The organism is Rhizobium sp. M10 (genome assembly GCF_002531955.1).
GTDB classification, from domain to species: Bacteria; Pseudomonadota; Alphaproteobacteria; order Rhizobiales; family Rhizobiaceae; genus Rhizobium; species Rhizobium etli_C.
This window is the reverse complement of the sequence record NZ_NWTA01000008.1, coordinates 1-21,852: the sequence shown is the minus strand read 5'-3', so window position 1 is coordinate 21,852 and position 21,852 is coordinate 1. Positions and strand designations below refer to the sequence as shown.

Below are 21,852 nucleotides of genomic sequence, written 5' to 3'. Positions count from 1 at the left end.
GGGGAACTGAGCATGAAAAAACTAATACTCTCGACGCTCTTTGCTTCGATGATGGCGGGCACGGCCTTTGCCGACACGACGCTGAAGCTGGTCGAAGTCATCACCAGCCCGGAGCGCACCGAAACGCTGAAATCGATCGTCGGCAAGTTCGAGGCCGCCAATCCCGGCACCAAGGTCGACATCATCTCGCTGCCCTGGAACGAAGCCTTCCAGAAGTTCGCCACCATGGTGTCGGCCGGCGACGTGCCCGATGTGATTGAGATGCCCGATACCTGGCTGTCGCTCTATGCCAATAACGGCATGCTCGAAAGCCTCGAGCCCTATCTCGAAAAGTGGGAGCACACCAAGGAGTTGACGCCGCGCGCCCTCGAACTCGGCCGCGACGTCAAGAACACCGCCTATATGCTGCCCTACGGCTTCTATTTGAGGGCGATGTTCTACAACAAGAAGCTGCTTTCGGAAGCCGGCGTCGCCGGGCCGCCGAAGACGCTGGACGAATTCACCGCCGCGTCGGAAAAGGTCTCGAAGCTGCCGGGCAAATACGGCTACTGCATGCGCGGCGGGCCGGGCGGCCTCAACGGCTGGATGATCTTTGCCGCGACGATGGCCGGCTCGAACAAGTACTTCAACGAAGACGGCACCTCGACGATGAACAGCCCCGGCTGGGCCAAGGGCATCGAATGGATGGTCGATCTCTACAAGAAGGGCTATGCGCCGAAGGACAGCGTCAACTGGGGCTTCAACGAAGTCGTCGCCGGCTTCTATTCCGGCACCTGCGCCTTCCTCGACCAGGATCCGGATGCGCTGATCGCCATTGCCGAGCGCATGAAGAAGGAAGATTTCGGTGTTGCGCCGCTGCCGAAGGGGCCTGACGGCAAATCCTTCCCGACGATCGGCTACGGCGGCTGGTCGATGTTTTCGACCAGCGCCAACAAGGATCTCTCCTGGAAGCTGATCGCCACCCTCGAAGGACCGGAAGGCAATATCGAGTGGAACAAGCGCATCGGCGCCCTGCCGGCCTATACGGCGGCCGAGAAGGATCCGTTCTACGCCGGTGACCAGTTCAAGGGCTGGTTCGAAGAGCTGGCGGATCCGAACACGGTGCCGACGGTCATGCCGACCTACCTCGAGGAATTCGCCTTCTTCAAGGATTCGCTGGCGATCAAGACCTCGCAGCAGGCCCTGCTCGGCGATATCTCGGCCAAGGATCTGGCCGACCAGTGGGCGGACTATCTGACCAAGGCGCAGCAGAAGTTTTTGAGCAAGAAGTAAGGGTGAAGGGGGCTTCGAGACAGAAGCCCCCTCATCCGCCCTACGGGCACCTTCTCCCCGAGGGGAGAAGAGGGAGTCGAAACGTTGCGGCATTTCCCTTCTCCCCTGGGGGAGAAGGTGGCCCGAAGGGGCGGATGAGGGGGCCTCAGCCGCCCAGTTCAAAGGCATCACCCGCGCAAGGCCTCACCGGGTAAGACAATGGAAACTGCAATCCGATGACCATTTCCGCCGATATGCTCGACATGCGTCGCGACCGCAGGCCGTGGCTGCGTCGTCTTGCCGATGCTTCGGAGCCCTATCTCTACAGCGCCCCGTCATTGATCCTGATCATCGCGGTCATGCTGGTGCCGCTGACATTGGGTCTCTCCTACGCCTTTCGCGATATCCAGCTGCTCAATCCATTTTCCGGTGGCTTCGTCGGGCTCGATCATTTCCGCGAGCTTTCTACGGATGCCGCCTTCTACGGGGCGCTGAGGAACACGCTCTGGTGGACCGGCGCCTCCGTCGTCCTGCAGTTCGCCTTCGGGCTCATCCTGGCGCTGCTGCTCGACAAGCCGTTTAAGGGCCGGGCGATCGCCCAGGCGCTGGTCTTCCTGCCCTGGGCCGTGCCGTCCTTTCTCGCCGGCCTCAATTGGGCCTGGCTGTTCAATCCCGTCATCGGGCCGATCCCACACTGGCTCTTTGCGCTGGGGCTGATGCACGAGCCGGGCAATATCCTCTCCGACCCCAACTATGCGATGTGGGGGCCGATCATCGCCAATGTCTGGTGGGGCATTCCCTTCTTCGCCATCACACTGCTGGCCGCCCTGCAGGCGATCCCGCGCGATCTCTACGAGGCGGCGTCGATCGACGGCGCCGGCTGGTTCCAGCGCTTCCGCTCGATCACCCTGCCGTTTCTGGCGCCGACGATTGCCATCACCGTGCTTCTGCGCACCGTCTGGATCTCCAATTTCGCCGATCTCATCGTCGTCATGACCAATGGCGGGCCGGCCGACCGCACGCAGATCGTCGCGAGTTACATCTTCACGACGGCGTTCAAGCGGCTCGATTTCGGTTATGCCTCGGCGATCGCGCTGGTGCTGCTGGCGCTGCTGCTCGCCTATTCGATGCTGATCATCCTGCTCAGGCAGACGCTGCTGAACAAGGATTGAGACCATGAGACGATCCATCCTTCCCACCATCGCGCACCGCCTGGCAATCCTCTGCTATATCGCCTTCGCGCTCTTCCCGCTGTTCTGGCTGCTCAAGGTCTCGGTGACGCCGAACGACCTGCTCTATAGCGAGGGCGTGCGCATGTGGCCGTCGCGCACGAGCTGGGATCATTATGCCTTCGTGCTGCAGCACAGCGCCTTTCCTACCTTCTTCAAGAACAGCCTGATCGTCTCGGCCTCGACGGCGGTGACCGTGACGGTCTGCGCCTCGCTCTCCGGCTATGCGCTGTCGCGCTTCAATTTCCGGGCGAAATACTGGATCGTCGCGCTGATGCTGCTGACCCAGATGTTTCCGCTCGTCATGCTGGTCGCGCCGATCTTCAAGATCCTGTCGCCCTTACATCTGACCAACAGCCTGACCGGGCTGGTCATCGTCTACACCGCCTTCAACGTGCCTTTCGCCACCTTCCTGATGCAGTCCTTTTTCGACGGCATTCCCAAGGATTTGGAAGAGGCGGCGATGATCGACGGTGCGACGCAGTTCACCGCTTTTCGCCAGATCATCCTGCCGCTGACGCTGCCCGGCATCGCCGCGACGCTCGGCTTCGTCTTCACCGCCGCCTGGAGCGAACTGCTCTTTGCGCTGATGCTGATCAACGGCAACGAGGCGGCGACCTTCCCGGTCGGGCTTCTCACCTTCGTTTCGAAATTCTCGGTGGATTTCGGGCAGATGATGGCGGCGGGCGTCATGGCGCTCATTCCGGCCGGCCTCTTCTTCCTGCTCATCCAGCGTTATCTCGTCCAGGGCCTGACGGCCGGCGCGGTCAAGGGTTAAACAAATGGCATCGATCGATATCCAGAATATCCGCAAAGCCTATGGCCATGTGCAGGTGCTGCACGGCGTCGACCTTGAGATCCGGGACGGCGAATTCGTCGTGCTGGTCGGTCCCTCCGGCTGCGGCAAGTCCACGCTGTTGCGCATGATCGCCGGACTGGAGGACGTCACATCAGGCGAAATCCGCATTGCCGGCGCCAGAGTGAACGAACGGCATCCCAGGGATCGCGACATCGCCATGGTGTTCCAGTCCTACGCGCTCTATCCGCATATGAACGTCGCCGGCAATATGAGCTACAGCCTGAGGCTCCGGAAAACGGCGAAGGAGAAGATCGCCAGCGCCGTCTCCGCCGCTGCGGCCAAGCTCGGCCTCGATCCGCTGCTCGAACGACGGCCGAAGGCGCTGTCCGGCGGCCAGCGCCAGCGCGTCGCCATGGGCCGCGCCATCGTCCGCCAGCCGAAGGCTTTCCTGTTCGACGAGCCGCTGTCCAATCTCGATGCGCGCCTGCGCGAACAGATGCGCGCCGAAATCAAGAAACTGCATGGGGAGCTGAAGGCGACCTCGATCTATGTCACCCATGACCAGATCGAGGCGATGACGCTGGCGGACCGGATCGTCGCGATGCATGGCGGGGTGGTGCAGCAGGTCGGCAGCCCCCTGGAACTCTACGACCGGCCCGCCAATCTCTTCGTCGCCGGCTTCATCGGCTCGCCGGGGATGAATTTCCTCGAGGCGACCTATGAAGCAGGTGGTGTGAAGCTGAAGGACGGCACGATCGTGCCGCTGGTAAAGCCGCTGCCGCTTGCAGCCGGTGCCAAAGTGACGCTCGGCATCCGGCCGGAGCACGTGCTGATGACGACTGACGGGGCAGGGCTTGCCACCGATGTGGAGCTCGTCGAACCCACAGGCTTCGGCATCATTCTGCACCTTGCCCTGCACGGCCTGCCCTTCAAGGTCTTCACGCTCAACCGCGAAGCGCTGAAGGCGGGGCCGAAGGTCAATGTGGCTTTCCCGCCCGAGTATCTGCATGTCTTCGACGGAGAGGGAAAACGCGTCGACTGAGCAACCGGCCGCTGGCCCGTTGCTGTCGGTTTCGGCATACTGTCTCCGGCAGTGGCGGGGAGGCAGAATATGCTCGTTGCGCAGATATCCGATATCCATGCAGGGCCCGACCTTTCTTCGCTCCGGACGCTGGAGCGAGCGGTAGGCTGGTTGAGAACCTTCCGCCCGGATGTGCTGGTCGTCACCGGAGATCTGGTGGACGGGGGATGGCGGCAAGGCTACCGCCTGGTTGCCGAAAGCCTTTTGTCATTGGACTGCTCGGTCCATCTGTTGCCGGGCAACGGCGATGATCTGCAAATGATGCGCTCCGAACTTGCTGCCGTCGGCACCTGGATCAATGCGACGGGACCGATGCATTTCCAGGCAGCTGTCGACGACTTGGCCCTCTTCGGTATCGATGTGACAGTCGCCGGTCAGAGCTATGGCGACGTCCTGCCCCATTTGCCATGGCTGACGCAAGTGCTTGCAGACGTGACGACGCCGGTCCTTCTGTTCATGCATCAGCCGCCATTGACGATCGGCATCGAGGCGCTGGACCAGGTCGCATGCAGGAACGGCGGCGCGCTTCTCAGTATCCTGGAGACGATGGACAGGCCGCCGCTGGCGGTTCTCTGTGGCCATGTTCACCGACCTGCCTTTGGCCGGCTCGGAATAATCCCTGTCCAGACCTGCGGCTCTCTGTGCCCGCCCAATCCGCTTCTGCTGGAAGGCCGGGCCGATCTTCCGCTGATCGACGCTCCGTCCTTCTTCGTGCATGATGTCGGCGACGGCAGGCTGGTTTCCCATGTAGTGTCCATTCCGGCACCCGCATGACATGGAATGAACGGTGAACCCGCCCGCGCTGCGAGTGGAAAAATCTTTTGCAGCATCGCCCATGAGGGCTATATCCTCTCCGCGTGATCTCGTTGGACTGGACGCTATGACCGACACTGTTCTCGACCGCTTTCTCCGTTATGTCGTTATCGACACGCAATCCGATCCTTCCTCCTCGACGCAGCCGACCACCGAAAAGCAGAAGGATCTCGGCCGGCTTCTGGTCGACGAGCTGCTGAAGATCGGCCTTGCCGATGCGCATCTCGATGAACACGGTTATGTCTATGCGACCATTTCCGGAAATAGCGACAAGCCGGTGCCGGTCATCTGCTTCTGCTCGCATATGGATACAGCGCCCGATTTTACCGGCACCAATGTCAAACCGCAGATCGTCCGGAATTATGCCGGCGGCGATATCAGGCTTGCCGGTGATCCGAGCCGGGTGATCCGTGTCGCCGAGCATCCCGAGCTCAACAACCAGATCGGCAACGACATCGTCACGACCGACGGAACGACATTGCTCGGCGCCGACGACAAGGCCGGGCTGGCGGAAATCATGACCGCGGCCCAAATCCTTGTCGACAATCCCGATATCCGCCACGGGACGATCAAGATCCTGTTCACACCCGACGAGGAGGTCGGCCGCGGCGTCAACAAGGTCGACTTGAAGAAACTCGGCGCCGACTTCGCCTACACGATGGACGGCGAGACATCAGGCCATATCGAGGACGAGACCTTTTCGGCCGATGGCGTCGAGATCGGCATTTCCGGCGTGGCGATCCATCCGGGCTTTGCCAAGGACCGGATGGAGAACGCCATCAAGATCGCCGGCGCCATCATCGATCGGCTGCCGAAGGACCTGGCGCCGGAGACCACCGAAGGCAAGCAGGGCTTCATCCATCCGGTCGGCGTGACCGGCTCGATGGAAAAGGCGTCGCTGAGCTTTATCATCCGCGATTTCACCGAAGCGGGATTGGCGGAAAAGGAGGCCATGCTCGACGCCATCGTCAAGGAGGTGATGGCTGCCTATCCCGGCTCGACCGCGCATTTCCAGGTGGCGGAGCAGTATCGCAACATGAAGGTGGTGCTCGACCGTCACCCGGAGATCGTCGAAAACGCACTTGAAGCCGTGCGCCGGGCCGGCATGACGCCGGTGCGCGGCAGCATTCGCGGCGGCACGGACGGTTCGCGCCTTTCTTTCATGGGACTACCATGCCCGAATATCTTCGCCGGCGGCCATGCCTTCCACTCGCCGCTCGAATGGGTCAGCCGCCAGGACATGGAAAAGGCCGTCAAAACCATCGTGGAGCTTGCGCGGGTCTGGGAAGAGCGCGCTTAAGACGCTCTTCCTCGCCGGGACAGCGGAACGCCGTCAGCCGCCGTTTGTCGCAATGCTTCCGCGCAGCATGACGCTGTCATAGGCGGGACGGGGCGTCGGGATGGCGACCGGCATTCCCGGCTCGGGCTCGATCGAGGGTTCCGGCAGGGTCACCGGCGCGGTTATCCGCATCGGCGCCGTGCTCGCCGTGGCCATGGGATCGGGCGCCGGCAGAGGAACGGGAACGGCCGAGGGGATCAGCGCCTCGAACTGCGGCGGCAGCATGCTTTCGCCGGGCACGTAATTCATCGCCACTTCGTAGGAGGGCAGTGGCGGCGGCGTTTCGAGCATGCCGTTGGAGTCGCGCTTCTCGTAGAAGGCGTTGCCGCCGGCGACTGTCACATAGTGCATGTTGTCGTAGGGAAATTTCAGCCCGTCGGTGTGGAAGAACATCGCATCCTTCACCGCCGGATGGCGCGCACCCTTCAGCAGGATCGCATCGGCCGCGGTGGCAAGCTCCGGTTCGGCCTGCACCTTGACCTCGCGCGTCATGACGCCGGGCGCAAACTGCCGCTTCTGGGCGACGACACCACAGATCGATGGAGGATAGGCGCCCGACGTCAGTCTGTTCATGACGACGGTGCCGACGGCGAGATAGCCGTCTTCATCGGAATGCTGCGATTCGAAATACATCGCACGCTTCAGGCAATCGCGATCTTTTGCCGTATAATTGAAGGTGACTTTCGTCGTTTGAACCTTGGTCTTGGCCGCCGTCGTCGCCGGCTTCGGTGTTGTGGTGCAGCCTGTGGCCGCCAGTCCTGCGAATAAAATCCCGATCAGGGATTTTCCAAAGGAAATCTCCGCCCTCAACGCCAAGTGCCTCCTATGGGATTAGTCCAGCCCTTTATGATTAATGCGAAAAAACTTTTACTCGTCATATGACTGAAACACAAACAACCGGAGATCACAAAAACCAAAATCGACTCCCGCCAAAGGCGACTTCGGCGGCAAGTGTCAGACGGCCTGCTTGCATAATTCCGAAAATTTAACGAATTATGCAGCGGCCCCAACTGCGGCAGCCCACTTTGCGCCCTTGATCCGTCAGCTGCGAAACAGCTTCCAGCGGGTCGGCTTGAAAGCCACCCGGTAGCGATCGAGTCGGTCTGCCTCGCTCGGCGGCAGTTCGATCTCGATATGCGGGCGGTCGTTGCCGATATCGAGTTCGATATGGCGGGTGCCGGCGACGCGGCGGCTGGAGACCGGCTGTCCGGCAATACAGTTTTCCGCTGATTCGCAGAGCCTGACGTCATGCGGGCGGAAGTAGAGCTGCGCGGGGCCATCGGGCTCACCCTCGGCATTGAGGCCGAGCGAGCGGCCTTCGAAGCGGATGTCGCCGTCCGAGATTTCGACCTGCAGGCAATTCGACTGGCCGATGAAGCCGAAGACGAAGGGCGAGTTGGGGTTGTCGTAGACCTCATCAGGCGTGCCGACCTGTTCGATCGCGCCCTGGCTCATGACGACGACGCGGTCGGCAAGCTCCAGCGCCTCGTCCTGGTCGTGCGTGACGAAGACGGTGGTGTGGCCGGTGCGGTCGTGGATCTCGCGCAGCCATTTGCGCAGGTCCTTGCGCACCTGAGCGTCGAGCGCGCCGAAGGGTTCGTCAAGCAGCAGCACGTTCGGTTCGACGGCCATGGCGCGGGCGAGCGCCACCCGCTGGCGCTGGCCGCCGGAAAGCTGCGCCGGATAACGTGTTTCAAGGCCGGAAAGCTGCACGAGGTCGAGCAGTTCCAGCGCCCGCCGGCGGATGTCGGCCTTCGCAGGACGTCGTGCGCCGCTCCTGACCCTCAGCCCGAAAGAGACGTTGTCGAGCACCGTCATGTAGCGGAAGAGGGCATAATGCTGGAAGACGAAGCCGATATTGCGCTGCTGCACGGATTTCTTCGAGGCGTCCTCGTCGCCGAAGAAGATCTGCCCCTCCGTCGGGCTTTCCAGCCCGGCAATCAGGCGCAGCAATGTCGTCTTGCCGGAGCCCGACGGGCCGAGCAGGGCGATCAGCTCGCCGGAGCGGATGCTGAGCGAGACATCGTGCAGCGCCGGAAAACGCTCGAATTCCTTGCGAATGTTTTGAACGCGTACTTCCATTGCAAATCCTTCAGTGCCGCCGGCTGGCGGAGATCTCCGCGCTGTAACGCATTTCCAGCAGCGTCTTCAAAACCAGGGTGACGAGCGCCAGCAGGGCCAGCAGCGTGGCCACGGCGAAGGCGCCGGTAAAATTATACTCGTTATAGAGAATCTCGACCTGCAGCGGCATGGTGTTGGTCTGGCCGCGAATATGGCCCGAAACCACCGAGACGGCGCCGAACTCGCCCATGGCGCGGGCGTTGCAAAGCAGCACGCCATAGAGCAGGCCCCATTTGATGTTCGGCAGCGTCACATGCCAGAAGGTCTGCCAGCCGCTGGCGCCGAGCGAAAGCGCAGCCTCCTCGTCCGCCGTTCCCTGTTCCTGCATCAGCGGGATCAGTTCGCGGGCGACGAAAGGGAAGGTGACGAACATGGTCGCCAGGATCAGCCCCGGCACGGCGAACAGGATCTTGATGTCGTGGGCGCTGAGCCACTGGCCGAGCCAGGTATTGGCGCCGAAGAGAAGCACGAAGACCAGGCCGGAGATGACGGGGGAGACCGAGAAGGGCAGGTCGATCAGCGTCGTCAGGAAGGCCTTGCCTTTGAACTCGAACTTGGCGATCGCCCAGGCGGCGGCGACTCCGAAGACGAGATTGAGCGGCACGCTGATGCCGGCGACGATCAGCGTCAGGCGGATCGCCGAGAAGGTCTCGTCATCCTGCAGCGCCTCGATGAAGGGGCCGGCCCCCTTGCGGAAGGCTTCGACGAAGACGGCGGCAAGCGGCAGCAGCAGGATCAGCAGCAGGAAGACCAGCGACAGGATGATCAGGCTGTAGCGCGCGATCCGGTTTTCGGTGGTCACCGAACGCAGCTTGACGGGTTGCGCGGTCGTATCAAGCGCCATGGCCGTACCTCCGCCTGCTCCAGCTCTGGATGAGGTTGATGACGAGCAGCATGGCGAAGGACAGGATCAGCATGATCGCCGCAATGCCGGTCGCCGCCGCGTAATTATATTCTTCGAGCTTGATGATGATCAGCAGCGGCGCGATCTCCGATTTGAACGGCAGGTTGCCGGCGATGAAGATGACCGAACCATATTCGCCGACGCCGCGGGCAAAGGCGAGCGCGAAGCCGGTGAGCACGGCCGGCGCCAGCCCCGGCAGCAGCACGCGGAAAATCGTCTGGAAGCGATTGGCGCCGAGTGTCGCGGCGGCCTCCTCGACCTCCTTGTCGATTTCCTCCATGACCGGCTGCACGGTGCGCACGACGAAGGGCAGGCCGACGAAGATCAGCGCCACGACGATGCCGGCCGGCGTGAAGGCGATCTTGATGCCGAGCGGCGTCAGGAACTGACCGACCCAGCCATTCGGCGCATAGAGCGTCGTCAGCGCGATGCCGGCAACCGCGGTCGGCAGTGCGAAGGGCAGGTCGACCATCGCATCGATGATGCGCTTGCCGGGGAAGCGGTAGCGCACCAGCACCCAGGCGAGGATGATGCCGAAGACGGCATTGACGATCGCGGCGATGAAGGCGGTGCCGAAGCTGATGCGCAGCGCATTCAGCGTGCGCGGATCGAGCGCGATCGACCAGAATTTCTCCCAGCCGAGCGCGCTCGACCGGACGGCAAGGCCGGAGAGCGGGATGAGGATCAGAAGGGTGAGCCAGGTCAAGGTAAGGCCGAGCGCCATTCCGAAACCCGGAATGACGCTCGGCCGCCTGAACCGCCACCGCGTGGGGCTATGTGCTCTCATGAAGTCTATTATTGGGCTGGCTTGTAGATTTGGTCAAATACGCCGCCGTCGCCGAAGAATTTCGGCTGGGCGTCCTTCCAGCCGCCGAAGTCGTCGATGGTGGCAAGGGTGAGCTTCGGAAAGCGGGCAATGTCGGCGGGATCGGCGGCCTCAGGCTTGATCGGCCGGTAATAGTGCTTGGCGGCGATCTTCTGGCCTTCGTCCGAATAGAGGTAGTTGAGATAGGCTTCGGCGACCTTGCGCGTGCCCTTCTTGTCGACGTTGCCGTCGACGATGGCGACCGGCGGGTCGGCGCGGATGGAGAAGCTTGGCGTGACGATCTCGAACTGGTCGGGGCCGAGTTCCTCGAGCGAAAGATAGGCTTCGTTTTCCCAGGCGAGCAGCACGTCGCCGAGGCCGCGCTGAACGAAGGTGGTCGTGGCGCCGCGCGCACCGGTGTCGAGCACCGGAACATGCTGCAGCAGCTTCGTCACGTAATCCTGCGCCTTGGCGTCATCGCCGCCATTGGCCTGCTTGGCCCATGCCCAGGCGGCGAGGAAGTTCCAGCGGGCGCCGCCCGAGGTCTTCGGGTTCGGCGTGATCACCTGCACGTCGTCCTTGACCAGGTCGGCCCAATCCTTGATGCCCTTCGGGTTGCCCTTGCGGACCAGGAAGACGATCGTCGAGGTGTAGGGTGTCGAATTGTTCGGGAACTTCGTCTTCCAGTCGGCGGGGATCTTGCCGGTCGCCTTGGCGATCGCATCGATATCGCCCTCGAGCGCCAGCGTGACGACGTCGGCGTCGAGGCCGTCGATGACCGAACGGGCCTGGGCGCCGGAGCCGCCGTGCGAGGCCTTGATCGTCACGGTTTCCCCATCGTCCTTCTGCCATTTGGCGGCAAAGGCGGCATTGAAATCCTTGTACAATTCGCGGGTCGGATCATAGGAGACGTTAAGCAGCGCCTGATCCGCGAAAGCCGGCGCCATGCTGCCGACGACGAAGCTGCCTGCCATGACCGCGGCCGCGAGGAGCCGGGTGAACCGTTGTGTCTGCATTGGGACCCTCCTGTTTACTGTCTTAACTCTATCAAGTCAGTCGTATAATGAAACGAAACATCTTCCGGTTCTGGCGGCTCTGTTAGAATGCCATTCCATTTGAGGGGTTATTTGGAAATAGACGTGCCGGAGTTGGCCGCGGCCAATCGCTCGGTCGCCGCCGCCCTGCCGCAGAACCGTGTTTTTTTGGCCACAGTTCCCCCGCAAGCGACGCGGGCAATGCTGATTTTTGCCCGGATTTTGCCGCGATGACACTTGCGGATTCCTATATGGCGGCGGTGCGGTCGTATTTGCCGGCCGCTACGTGGGGGCATCCCTTGAAATGCGCCTCGCATTCCAACCTGTTAGGGCCATTCAAAATGAATATCAGAACTATCCTTTTTGCCTCCGTTGCCGCCCTTGCCGCGGCCTCCGGAGCACGCGCAGCCGACGCCATCGTGGCGGCGGAGCCCGAGCCCGTCGAATATGTTCGCGTTTGCGACGCCTACGGCACCGGCTATTTTTATATTCCGGGAACGGAAACATGCCTTTCGATCGGCGGTTACATCCGTACCGAAGTGCGCTTCGGTGACAACATCGCCGGCGATTCCGACGTAAACTTCTGGACTCGCGGCCAGGTCACCTTCCAGGCGAAGAACGACACCGAGTTCGGCACGCTGACCGGCGTCATGACCCTGCGTTACAATGTCGACAACGCCTCCGACCAGGAAGCGCTGCTGGATGAAGGCTATATCGACATTGCCGGTTTCCGCGTCGGTAAGCTCTACAGCTGGTGGGACGACGACATGAGCGGCGAGACCGATACGCTCGCCAGCAACGAGACGACCCACAACTCGATCCGTTATCAGTACGAGAACGGCGCTTTCGCAGCCGGCCTCTCGGTCGACGAGCTGGAAGAAGACTACGCCACCAAGCCGGGCGAAGGCCCGAACAACTTCGGTGTCGCAGGCCAGGTCTCCTACAAGGCCGGCGCCATCAGCGCTTACCTGCTTGCCGGTTATGACACCGACACCAGCGAAGTCGCTGTCCGTGGCATCGTCTATGCCGATATCGGCCCGGGCACCCTCGGCATCGCCGGCATCTGGGCGAGCGGCGCCAACTACTACTACGAAGAGTCCGAGTGGACGATCGCAGCAGAATACGCCTTGAAGATCAACGACAAGTGGAAGATCACCCCCGGCTTCCAGTACTTCGAAAACATCGCTCTCGAAGCTGACGGCAACGGCTTCACCGGCGGCAGCGCGTACACAACCGGTGTCACGATCGACTACCAGATCGTCGAAGACCTGCGTTCGAAGCTCAGCGTGCAGTATCACGATGAGGACGAAGGCGACGACGAAGTGTTCGGCTTCCTGCGCTTCCAGCGCGATTTCTAAGATCGTCTGATTGCAGACGAGCGGGCGCGGCCTTCGGGCCGCGCCTTTTTCATACCCTGGAGTCGGCGATGAAATCGGAATAGAATTCGTCGGCCGTCCTTGCCTTGCGCATGGCGGCGAGCACGCCGTCCGATTGCAGCCGCCGGGCGATGCCGGACAGCACGTTCAGATATTCGCCGCGGTTGTTTTCCCCGAAGAGCAGCACGACGGCGATGTCGGCCGGGATATCGTCGATCGCCTCGAAATCCAGCGGCCGGGAAAAGCGGAAGAGCAGACCGCGCGGGCTGCTCATGCCGTCGATCGCCGCATGCGGAATGGCGATGCCGTTGCCGATCCCGGTGGAGCCAAGCTTTTCGCGGGCTTCGAGCGCCTTCAGGATGATTTGTGCATCGACGGAAAAGGCCATGGCCGCCTTGTCCGCAATGGTCTGCAGCGCCCGCCCTTTCGTTGGAGCCGACACGCCGAGGAAAGTGTGTTCCGGCCGGATGATGTTGGGAAGGTTCATGGCATTCTCGATATAGTCGGCTCGAAGGTCGGCAAGGGGGAAGGGGAAGGATGTCAGTCCGGTTCTCGGAGCCGGTAGCCGACGCCCGTTTCGGTGGTAATATAGTGCGGCTGATCCGGAATCTTCTCGACCTTTTGCCTGATTTGTCTGATGTAGACGCGCAGATATTGCACGTCAGCCGCCGGCCCCCAGACCTGCTTCAACAGAAACTGGTGTGTCAGCACCTTGCCGGCATGCTGGGCGAGCACGCGCAGAATGTCGTATTCCTTCGGCGACAGTTTCAGGTCCTCGCCGTCGACCTTGACGATACGCTTGACGAGGTCGATCGACAGCCCGCCGGTCTGGAAGATCGCCCTTTCCCCCTGCTGCTGCAGCCGGTGGCGCAGCGCCACGCGGATACGGGCGCCGAGCTCGTTGATGCCGAAGGGCTTGGTGACGTAATCGTCGGCGCCGCTTTCCAGCGCCTTGACGATGCCGGCCTCGTCGGTGCGGCTGGACAGGATGACAACCGGCATGGAAAGCCCTTCGTCGCGCCACGCCTGCAAGAGGTCATGGCCCGGCGTGTCGGGCAGGCCAAGGTCGAGCACGACGAGGTCGGGCATATCTGCGACAACCGACTGGCGGGCGCTTTCGGCGTTCGGCGCCTCCTGCACATCGTAGCCCTGCGCGGTCAGCCCGACGCGGAGCAGCTTGCGGATCGGAGGCTCGTCGTCGACGACGAGGATTTTGACGGCTGAACCGGTCATTTGAGTTCATCCAGTTTCGGAATGTCGTTGGGTTTCGGCAGCCGGATGGTGAAGGTGGCGCCCGGGCGGCCCCTCCGGTTTCCGGCCGTGATCGTGCCGCCCATCGCCTCGATGAAGCCGCGGCAGATGGACAGGCCAAGCCCGGTACCGGCGCGCACCTGGTCGCCCTTGCGCACCCGGTAGAAAGTGTCGAAGACGCGGGCAAGGTCGGCCGGCGGAATGCCCGGGCCTTCGTCCAAAACCTGCACGACGACATTGTCGGCGTCGGCCCAGCCTTCGATGTGGATCACCGATCCCGCAGGCGCGTATTTGGCGGCATTGTCGAGCAGGTTGAAGATCACCTGCTCGAACAGGACAGGATCGACCCGCACCATCGGCAGCTCGGCCGGAATGCTCATCTCGGTCTTGTGGTGCTCGAGGATCTTTGCGGCGCGGGCGAGCGCCGTGCCGACGATATCGCCGGCATAGTGCAGCGCAGAGTTCGGCTCCATCGCGCCGGACTCGATCTTGGTCATGTCGAGCAGGTTGGCGATGAAACGGTTGAGCCGCTCGGATTCGTCGACGACGGTGGACAGCAGGTCGGCGCGATCCTCCTCCGGCATCGAGGCGAAATAATCGCGCAGCGTGCCGGCGGCGCCGAGGATGGCGGCAAGCGGCGTCTTCAGATCGTGCGAGATCGAGGTGAGCAAAGCCGAGCGCAGCCGGTCGGCTTCGGCCGCAAGCCTTGCCCGGTCGACGTCGGCGACGAGCTGGATGCGTTCGATGGCAAGGGCTGCCTGGTCGGCCAGCGCATCGAGCAGCCGCTGCTGCTCGGGCGTCAGCAGCGGCCCGTCGCGGCGGTCGCTGTCGAGGCCGATGACGCCGACGGCGGTGCGCCCGGTTCGGAGCGGCACATACAGGCGCTTGGCGCCGGGCAGGGTGTCGGCGCCGCGGCCGGCGGCGTGATTGTGCTCCCAGGCCCAGCGGGCGGCGGCGATATCGGCATCGTCGAGCGTGTCGTCGGGCGGATAACCGGCCTTGACGGCGATCGTGCCTGCCTCGGGCAGCAGCAGCACGACGCGAACCTTCAGCATCGAGGCGAGCTGGAAGGCGGTCGCCCAGAGCACGTCGTCGAGCGTGCCGGTGCCGGCGAGCTTTTTCGAGAAGAGATAGAGATCTTCGGTCGTGCGCGCCCGCTGCCGGGCGGCGGCGGCCTGGCGCTGCACGGTCGCGGTCAGGTTGCTGGCGATGATGGCGACGCCGAGGAAGAAGAAGAAGGCGAGCACGCTTTCCGGATCGCTGATCGTCAGCGTGTAGCGCGGCGGCAGGAAGAAGAAGTTGAAGGACAGCGCGCCGAGAATGCAGCTGTAGAGCGCCGGCCGCAGGCCGTGGAGGACGGCGGAGGTCAGCACCGCCATCAGAAACACCAGGGCGAGGTTGCGCACATCGAGCACCTGGTCGAGCACGATGCTGACGCCGAGCGCGATGGCGACATAGCCGGTCGCCAGCAGATAGGCCCGGAAATCCAGTTGCGGCGCGGCGGCGGCGGCCTTGATGCCGCGCGCGGTGGTGCCGTCCTTCTCGGTGCCCGAGATGACATGGACGCTGATCTCGCCGGTCTTGCGGATCAGTTCGTCGGTGATCGAGCGGCCCCACCAGTCGCGCCAGGTCGGCTTTTTCGGCGCGCCGATGACGATATGGGTGACGTTGTTGGCGGTGGCGTGGCGAACGAGTTCTTCGGCCACCTCTCGGCCGGGAATGGTGATCGCCTCGCCGCCGAGCTGTTCGGCAAGCCGCAGTGTGGCGGCGATCGTATCGCGCTCGGCTTCGCTGAGGTTGACCGAGCGGTTGGTCTCGATATAGACGGCCGCCCAGGGCGCCCGCAGCCGCGAGGCCATGCGCGAGGCGTAGCGCACCAGCGAGGCCGAGCGCGGGTGATGATCGACGGAGACGAGGACCCGGTCGCCCGCCGCCCAGGGGCCCGATATGGCGTGAGCCTGCATGTGGGTCAGCAACTGGTCGTCGACGCGCTGGGCGGTCTTGCGCAGCGCCAGCTCCCGGAGCGCCGTCAGGTTGCCCGGCGTGAAATAATTGGTCAGCGCCCGCTCGGCCGTGCGCGGCATGTAGACCTTGCCGTCATGCAGGCGTTTGATCAGATCGTCCGGGGTCAGATCGATGATCTCGACATCGTCGGCAAGATCGATGATCGAATCCGGCACCGTCTCGCGCACCCGGATGCGGGTGATCTGCGAGACGACGTCGTTCAAGCTCTCGACATGCTGGATGTTGAGCGTCGTATAAACGTCGATGCCGCGATCGAGCAATTCCTTGACGTCGAGGTAACGTTTCGGATGGCGGCTGCCTTCGGCATTGGTGTGGGCGAGTTCGTCGACGAGCACGAGATCCGGCCGGCGGGCGAGGATGCCGTCGAGGTCCATTTCGTCGAGCAGCCGGCCCTTATAGTCGATTTCGACGCGGGGAATGATCTCGAAGCCGGCGACGAGCGCCTCCGTCTCCTTGCGGCCATGGGTTTCGACGACACCGATGACGACGTCGAGACCATCGGCGAGCTTGGCGCGGCCGGAGATCAGCATCTCATAGGTCTTGCCGACACCTGGGGCGGCCCCCAGAAAGATTTTCAGACGGCCGCGCATCTCCGCCCGGGCTTTTTCGAGAAGCGCATCGGGCGATGGCCTGCCGGCCTGGTCGCGATTGTCGTCTGGCATGCGTGTGGTCTTTCTGCAGATGCCTGTGCTTGAGGATGGGCGCTACGTCTCCTGCTCCCTCATTCCTGTGCTCGTCACAGGAATCCAGCCACGCGAAGTCCTTCGCGTGAAAGGAAGTCTCCCGCGTCGCAGACGCGACGCTGCTGGATCCCTGTGACAAGCACAGGGATGAGGGAGGAGAAGGCGGCACCCAGCCAACGAAACTCACTCAGTCATAGAAGCATCAAGGCTCTGGTTCAACGCCAGAACATTGACGACAGGCTCCCCGAGAAGGCCGAGCTCACGGGCCTGGACGGCGCCGTCGACCAGCGCCTTGACCTTGGCTTGGTCCATGTTCCGCGCCTTGGCGACACGGGCCACCTGGAAGTAGGCGGCTTCGGGCGAGATATCGGGATCGAGGCCGCTGCCCGAGGCGGTGACGAGGTCGGCCGGCACATCAGCAGTCGGGTTCGTCGCCTTGGCCGCCTCGTAGTCGCCCTTGACGCGGTCGATCAGTTTCTGGCTGGTCGGGCCGAGGTTCGAGCCGCTGGAGGCGGCGGCATTGTAGCCGTCGCCGGCAGCGGAGGGACGGCCGTGGAAATACTTGTCTGACGTGAAGGCCTGGCCGATCAGCGTCGAGCCGATCACTTGGCCGTTCTTCTCGATGAGGCTGCCGTTCGCCTGGGTGGGAAAAAGGGCTTGGGCGGCCCCGGTCATGGCGAGCGGATAGAGGAGGCCGGTGATGGCGGTGGTGGCGACGATCATGACGATCGCCGGACGCAATTCTTTCAACATTGTTCTTACTCCTTGGAGCGTTTCAGGCGAGGCCGAGGGCTGCGACGGCCATGTCGATCGCCTTGATGCCGATGAAGGGGACGAGGATGCCGCCGAGGCCGTAGATCAGCAGGTTGCGCGACAGCAGCGCGCCGGCGCCGATCGGGCGGTAGCGCACGCCCTTCAGCGACAGCGGGATCAGCGCAATGATGATCAGCGCATTGAAGATGATCGCCGAGAGGATGGCGCTTTGCGGCGTCGACAGTCCCATGACGTTGAGCACGCCGAGCTGCGGGTAGAAGGTCAGGAACATCGCCGGGATGATGGCAAAATACTTGGCGATGTCGTTGGCGATCGAAAAGGTCGTCAGCGCGCCGCGCGTCATCAGGAGCTGCTTGCCGATCTCGACGATCTCGATGAGCTTGGTCGGATCGCTGTCGAGATCGACCATGTTGCCGGCCTCGCGGGCGGCGACCGTGCCGGTGTTCATGGCGACCCCGACATCGGCCTGGGCAAGTGCCGGCGCATCGTTGGTGCCGTCGCCGCACATGGCGACCAGCTTGCCCTTGGCCTGTTCCTCGCGCATCAGCGCCAGTTTCATCTCCGGCGTTGCCTGGGCGAGGAAATCATCGACGCCGGCTTCGGCGGCGATGGCCGCTGCCGTCAGCGGGTTGTCGCCTGTTATCATCACCGTGCGGATGCCCATGCGGCGCAGCTCCGTGAAGCGTTCGCGGATGCCGCCTTTGACGATGTCCTTCAACTGGATGATGCCGAGCAGCCGGCCATCGCGGGCAACGGCGAGCGGCGTGCCGCCCGATTTGGCGACCTCGTCGGCGATCGACTGCAGCTCGCGCACGACCTCGCTGCCATTTTTCGAGGGGGCGTCGCCGGCGACATAGGCAAGCACGGTGTCGACCGCGCCTTTGCGGATCGAGGCGCCTTCGAGATCGACGCCGCTCATGCGGGTCTGGGCGGTGAAGGGGACGAAGGTCGCCTTGAGGTTCGCCATGTCGCGGCCGCGGATCGCATATTTCTCCTTGGCGAGCACGACGATGGACCGGCCTTCCGGCGTTTCGTCGGCCAGCGAGGCGAGCTGGGCGGCGTCGGCGAGGTCCTGTTCGGAGACGCCGCGCACCGGGCGGAAGTTCGTCGCCTGGCGGTTGCCGAGGGTGATCGTCCCGGTCTTGTCGAGCAGCAGCGTATCGACGTCGCCGGCGGCTTCGACCGCACGGCCGGACATGGCGAGCACGTTGAAGCGGACGAGGCGGTCCATGCCGGCAATGCCGATCGCTGACAAAAGCGCGCCGATCGTCGTCGGGATCAGGGTGACGAAGAGGGCGACGAGAACGATGATCGGGATCGAGCCGCCGGCATAGATGGCAAAGCTCGGGATCGTCGCGGTGGCGAGCACGAAGATCAGCGTCATGCCGGCAAGCAGGATGTTGAGCGCGATCTCGTTCGGCGTCTTCTGGCGCTCAGCGCCCTCGACCAGCGAAATCATCCGGTCGAGGAAGGTCGCGCCGGCCGCCGCGGTGATGCGCACGCGGATCCAGTCGGACAGCACCTGGGTGCCGCCGGTGACGGCCGAGCGGTCGCCGCCGGATTCGCGGATGACCGGGGCGGATTCGCCCGTGATTGCCGCTTCGTTGACGGAGGCAACACCTTCGATCACCTCGCCGTCCGACGGGATGATGTCGCCGGCCTCGACGAGCACGATATCGCCGACCTTGAGGCTGGTGCCCGGCACCATGCGATAGTCGTTGCCATTACTACCGGTCAGCAGTTTCGCCTGGGTTTCGGTGCGCGCCTTGCGCAGCGAATCCGCCTGCGCCTTTCCGCGGCCTTCAGCGACGGCTTCGGCGAAATTGGCGAAGAGCACGGTGAACCAGAGCCAGAGATTGATCTGGAAGGAGAAGCCGAGATTGCCGTTGCCGGTGACGAGGTCGCGCAGGAAAAGCACGGTGGTCAGCAGCGAGACCGTGGCCACGACGAACATGACAGGATTTCTGGCCAGCGCGCGGGGGTCGAGCTTTTTCAAGGCGGCGCCGACGGCCGGAACGAGAATGCGAGAATCGATGATGCTCGCGGATTTTGCCTGGCTCATAAGAGACTCCAGCTTTGAAACGAGGATGGCGAACGAAGCCTGTGACGCAGGCTCACGGGATCGCCTCAGAAAGTCTGTCCGGCGAGGCCGACGAGGTGCTCGACGACAGGCCCGAGCGCCAGCGCCGGGAAGAAGGTCAGGCCGCCGACGATCAGGATCGTGCCGACGAGCAGGCCGACGAAGAGCGGCCCGTCGGTCGGGAAGGTGCCTGCAGAGGCCGGAACCCTCTTCTTGGCGATCAGCGAACCGGCAATTGCGAGCGCCGGGATGATGACCAGGAAGCGGCCGGCGAGCATGCCGATGCCGAGCGTCACGTTGTACCAGGGCGTATTGCCGGTCAGGCCGCCGAAGGCCGAGCCGTTATTGGCCGCAGCCGAGGTATAGGCATAGAGGATTTCGGAGAAGCCGTGCGGACCGGCGGTACCGACCGAGGCGACGGCGGAGGGCAGCACCGTGGCGATCGCGGTGAAGACCAGCATGGCGAGCGGCAGGCAGAGGATGGCGAGGATGGCCATCTTCATTTCCTTCGCTTCGATCTTCTTGCCGAGATATTCCGGTGTGCGCCCGACCATCAGGCCGGCGACGAAGACGGCGACGATGATGAACAGCAGGATGCCGTAGAAGCCGGCGCCGACACCGCCGACGATGATCTCGCCGAGCTGCATGTTGATCAGCGGAATGAGGCCGCCGAGCGCGGTGAAGCTGCCATGCATGGCGTTGACCGCGCCGCAGGAGGCGGCGGTGGTGATGACCGCAAAGAGCGACGAAAGCGCCACGCCGAAGCGGACTTCCTTGCCCTCCATGTTGCCGCCGTGAAGGCCGAAGGCGTGCATCAGCGGATTGCCGGCGGCTTCCGCCCAATAAGTGACGGTGACGCCGGCGAGGAACAGCACGCCCATCGTGGCAAGGATCGCCCAGCCCTGGCGCTGGTTGCCGACCATGCGGCCGAAGACGTTGGTCAGCGCCGCGCCGATGGCGAAGATCGAGACCATCTGGATGAGGTTGGAGATCGCGTCCGGGTTTTCGAACGGATGGGCGGAATTGGCGTTGAAGAAGCCGCCTCCATTGGTGCCGAGCATCTTGATCGCCAGTTGCGAGGCGACGGGGCCGAGGGCGATCGTCTGCCGTGCGCCTTCGAGCGTCGTCGCATTGACATAGGGTCCGAGCGTCTGCGGCACGCCGAGATAGACATAGGCGAGCGTCAGCACGATCGAGATCGGCAGCAGCACGTAGAAGGTTGCCCTTGAAATATCGACCCAGAAATTGCCGATGGCCTTGCCCGAGGCGCGCGAGAAGGCGCGGATGAAGGCGAGCGCGATGGCGATGCCCGTTGCCGCTGAAACGAAGTTCTGGACGGTGAAGCCGGCCATCTGGGTGAGATAGGACATCGTGCTTTCGCCGCCGTAGTTCTGCCAGTTGGTATTGCTGACGAAGCTGACGGCGGTATTGAAGGAAAGCTCCGGCGGGACGGCCGCCATGCCGGCCGGATTATAGGGGAGGCCGGCCTGGAGGCGCTGCAGCGCATAAAGCACGATGACGCCGAGAAGATTGAACGTCAGCATGGCGAAGGCATAGGAGGTCCAATGCTGCTCCTCTCTCTCGCTGGTGCCGGCGGCGCGGTAAAGCCCGCGTTCGATGGGAGCGAGGACCGGGGAGAGGAAAGTGCGTTCGCCGCTGAAGACACGCGTCATATAGCCGCCGAGCGGTTTGACGAGCGCAAGAACGATCCCGCAATAAAGCAGGATCTGAAGCCATCCGTTGAGGGTCATGGAGGTAGACTTTCTATAACCGGCTGGCTCCCGGTCGCGCATGAGCGACCTCGGAAGCGCCGGCTTTCTTCAAAAGCGCTCCGGGCGAAGCAGAGCGTAGGTGAGGTAAAGGGTGAGAAACACGGTCACCGCGCCGCTCAAGACATAATCGAGGGTCATGGCGTTTCTCCCGCTAAAGCCTGTCGCAGGCTCTGGTGTAGGCAAAGCACAGCGCGAACAAGATGATCGCGGTGCCGAGTAGAATGATATCCATCATGATCGTGACTCCTGTCGTTCGTCCTGGAGTCAGACAAGACAAAAGGCGCCATCCGGGGGGAGGGCCGCCTTTCATGCTTTCTGGCGTGGAGATGATCGTTCGATCTCTCGGCGATGAATATGGAGCCGAAGGGCATAAAGGTTCGAGACGGGCCAGCGGCCGTCTATATAAAAATCTTATAAATGCTTTTCAGTAAGCGAGCTAAAGCGCCTCGCATCAAATTTGATTCATGCGACGCGCTTTAGCCCTTTGTTTTTATGCATGTCGTTGTCCCGGAACC

Annotated in this window: 19 protein-coding genes; 7 read left to right on the top strand and 12 right to left on the bottom strand. The window is 62.9% G+C overall.

Annotated elements, in window-relative coordinates:
* Nucleotides 1–12 precede the first annotated feature (12 nt).
* The 6 genes from CO671_RS14785 to pepT all read left to right on the top strand — a co-directional run bounded on the left by CO671_RS14785 (nt 13) and on the right by pepT (nt 6,473).
* Entirely contained in the window at nt 13–1,272 is a 1,260-nt protein-coding gene (locus tag CO671_RS14785; protein WP_097606545.1) for a sugar ABC transporter substrate-binding protein, read from the top strand.
* 215 nt (nt 1,273–1,487) lie between these two features.
* Nucleotides 1,488–2,423, top strand: a complete 936-nt coding sequence (locus tag CO671_RS14780) for a sugar ABC transporter permease (protein WP_097606544.1) — start codon at nt 1,488–1,490, stop codon at nt 2,421–2,423.
* Between the two features lie 4 nt (nt 2,424–2,427).
* A complete protein-coding gene (locus tag CO671_RS14775) occupies nt 2,428–3,258 on the top strand; it encodes a carbohydrate ABC transporter permease (RefSeq protein ID WP_097606543.1) in 831 nt (276 codons plus the stop codon).
* A gap of 4 nt (nt 3,259–3,262) precedes the next feature.
* Entirely contained in the window at nt 3,263–4,321 is a 1,059-nt protein-coding gene (gene ugpC / locus CO671_RS14770; RefSeq protein ID WP_097606542.1) for a sn-glycerol-3-phosphate ABC transporter ATP-binding protein UgpC, read from the top strand.
* 69 nt (nt 4,322–4,390) lie between these two features.
* On the top strand, nt 4,391–5,134 hold the full coding sequence (locus CO671_RS14765) for a metallophosphoesterase (protein ID WP_097606541.1): 744 nt from the start codon (nt 4,391–4,393) through the stop codon (nt 5,132–5,134).
* Between the two features lie 106 nt (nt 5,135–5,240).
* The gene (gene pepT, locus CO671_RS14760) at nt 5,241–6,473 is read left to right on the top strand and encodes a peptidase T (RefSeq protein ID WP_097606540.1); all 1,233 of its coding nucleotides are present in this window, start codon (nt 5,241–5,243) and stop codon (nt 6,471–6,473) included.
* 33 nt (nt 6,474–6,506) lie between these two features.
* Here pepT and CO671_RS14755 read toward each other — a convergent pair whose 3' ends face one another.
* The 5 genes from CO671_RS14755 to CO671_RS14735 form a co-directional block, all read right to left on the bottom strand.
* The gene (locus tag CO671_RS14755) at nt 6,507–7,322 is read right to left on the bottom strand and encodes a cell wall hydrolase (protein WP_097606539.1); all 816 of its coding nucleotides are present in this window, start codon (nt 7,320–7,322) and stop codon (nt 6,507–6,509) included.
* A gap of 231 nt (nt 7,323–7,553) precedes the next feature.
* The gene (locus CO671_RS14750; RefSeq protein ID WP_097606538.1) at nt 7,554–8,594 is read right to left on the bottom strand and encodes a sulfate/molybdate ABC transporter ATP-binding protein; all 1,041 of its coding nucleotides are present in this window, start codon (nt 8,592–8,594) and stop codon (nt 7,554–7,556) included.
* A gap of 10 nt (nt 8,595–8,604) precedes the next feature.
* Nucleotides 8,605–9,477 carry a sulfate ABC transporter permease subunit CysW gene (gene cysW / locus CO671_RS14745; RefSeq protein ID WP_097606537.1) on the bottom strand — a complete coding sequence of 291 codons (873 nt, stop codon included), beginning with the start codon at nt 9,475–9,477 and terminating at the stop codon, nt 8,605–8,607.
* Nucleotides 9,467–10,324 (bottom strand): sulfate ABC transporter permease subunit CysT, encoded by an 858-nt coding sequence (gene cysT / locus CO671_RS14740; RefSeq protein ID WP_097606536.1) that lies wholly within the window; start codon nt 10,322–10,324, stop codon nt 9,467–9,469. Before cysT ends, cysW begins: the two co-directional genes overlap by 11 nt.
* A gap of 8 nt (nt 10,325–10,332) precedes the next feature.
* Nucleotides 10,333–11,358 carry a sulfate ABC transporter substrate-binding protein gene (locus CO671_RS14735; protein ID WP_097606535.1) on the bottom strand — a complete coding sequence of 342 codons (1,026 nt, stop codon included), beginning with the start codon at nt 11,356–11,358 and terminating at the stop codon, nt 10,333–10,335.
* A gap of 359 nt (nt 11,359–11,717) precedes the next feature.
* On the opposite strand from CO671_RS14735, the gene CO671_RS14730 reads away from it, so the two are divergent.
* Nucleotides 11,718–12,734: a porin gene (locus CO671_RS14730; protein WP_097582154.1), complete on the top strand. Its 1,017-nt coding sequence runs from the start codon at nt 11,718–11,720 to the stop codon at nt 12,732–12,734.
* 49 nt (nt 12,735–12,783) lie between these two features.
* Here CO671_RS14730 and CO671_RS14725 read toward each other — a convergent pair whose 3' ends face one another.
* The 7 genes from CO671_RS14725 to kdpF form a co-directional block, all read right to left on the bottom strand.
* Complete coding sequence (locus CO671_RS14725) at nt 12,784–13,239, bottom strand: PTS sugar transporter subunit IIA (RefSeq protein ID WP_010029034.1); 456 nt, start codon at nt 13,237–13,239, stop codon at nt 12,784–12,786.
* 53 nt (nt 13,240–13,292) lie between these two features.
* Nucleotides 13,293–13,985: a response regulator transcription factor gene (locus tag CO671_RS14720; protein WP_097606534.1), complete on the bottom strand. Its 693-nt coding sequence runs from the start codon at nt 13,983–13,985 to the stop codon at nt 13,293–13,295.
* A complete protein-coding gene (locus tag CO671_RS14715) occupies nt 13,982–16,690 on the bottom strand; it encodes a sensor histidine kinase KdpD (protein WP_097606533.1) in 2,709 nt (902 codons plus the stop codon). Before CO671_RS14715 ends, CO671_RS14720 begins: the two co-directional genes overlap by 4 nt.
* Before the next feature lie 204 nt (nt 16,691–16,894).
* Nucleotides 16,895–17,464, bottom strand: coding sequence for a potassium-transporting ATPase subunit KdpC (gene kdpC / locus CO671_RS14710; RefSeq protein WP_097606532.1), 570 nt, complete (start codon nt 17,462–17,464; stop codon nt 16,895–16,897).
* Between the two features lie 22 nt (nt 17,465–17,486).
* Nucleotides 17,487–19,547, bottom strand: a complete 2,061-nt coding sequence (gene kdpB / locus CO671_RS14705; protein WP_097606531.1) for a potassium-transporting ATPase subunit KdpB — start codon at nt 19,545–19,547, stop codon at nt 17,487–17,489.
* A 65-nt stretch (nt 19,548–19,612) separates the two neighbouring features.
* Entirely contained in the window at nt 19,613–21,316 is a 1,704-nt protein-coding gene (gene kdpA / locus CO671_RS14700; RefSeq protein WP_097606530.1) for a potassium-transporting ATPase subunit KdpA, read from the bottom strand.
* 69 nt (nt 21,317–21,385) lie between these two features.
* A complete protein-coding gene (gene kdpF, locus CO671_RS14695) occupies nt 21,386–21,475 on the bottom strand; it encodes a K(+)-transporting ATPase subunit F (protein WP_020923123.1) in 90 nt (29 codons plus the stop codon).
* Between the last annotated feature and the right edge of the window lie 377 nt (nt 21,476–21,852).